Source organism: Salinicola salarius, from assembly GCF_002179555.1.
GTDB lineage: Bacteria > Pseudomonadota > Gammaproteobacteria > Pseudomonadales > Halomonadaceae > Salinicola > Salinicola salarius_A.
Window position 1 is genome coordinate 1 of record NZ_NHOU01000120.1, and the last position, 860, is coordinate 860.

The 860-nt window shown below is 62.9% G+C and carries 1 protein-coding gene; it reads left to right on the forward strand.

What is annotated here, in order from left to right; translation table 11 throughout:
- The coding region (locus tag CCD76_RS19400; protein WP_087721118.1) for an IS256 family transposase at positions 1 to 831 on the forward strand (831 nt) is incomplete at its 5' end.
- Positions 832 to 860 lie beyond the last annotated feature (29 nt).

Sequence of the window (860 nt, forward strand, 5' to 3'; positions counted from 1 at the left end):
TCGGCCAACACGGTGTCTCGGCTCAAGAAGCAGTGGGAAGACGAGCATACCGAGTGGCGGCAGCGTGACCTGTCAGACCGTCGCTACGTCTACTGGTGGGCCGACGGCGTGTACAGCAACGTGCGCATGGATGACCGCCTGTGTCTGCTGGTGATCATCGGTGTCACGGAGCAGGGCCGCAAGGAGCTGGTGGCCGTCGAGGACGGCTTCCGTGAGTCGGCAGACAGCTGGGAAACGCTGCTGACGGGGCTGCGAGAGCGCGGTCTGACTCAAGCCCCCAAGCTGGCGGTGGGCGACGGTGCCATGGGGTTCTGGGCGGCGCTGAGCAAGATCTATCCGGCGACCGACCACCAGCGCTGCTGGGTCCACAAAACTGCTAACGTGCTGAACAAGCTGCCGAAGTCGGTGCAGCCCAAGGTCAAGGCCGACCTCCATGACATCTGGATGGCTGAGACCCGCGACGAGGCGCACAAGGCCTTTGATCGCACGCTGAAGCGCTTCGAGGCCAAGTACCCCAAGGCGATGGAGTGCCTGGCCAAGGATCGGAACGAGCTGCTGGCGTTCTACGACTACCCGGCAGAGCATTGGGTGCATATCCGCACCACCAACCCGATCGAGTCGACCTTCGCCACGGTCCGCCTGCGGACCAAGCGCAGCCGGAACTGCGGCTCCCGAGCGACGACCCTGGCGATGGTCTTCAAGCTGCTCCAGAGCGCCGAGAAGCGCTGGAAGCGCATCAAGGGGTTTAGAAAGCTGGAGCTGGTCGTGAACAACGTCCGGTTCCAGGATGGGGAGCAGGTAACCGATCAGTCAGACAGGACTGCCGCCTGACTGCCATCCACCAGATTTGACTATAACTC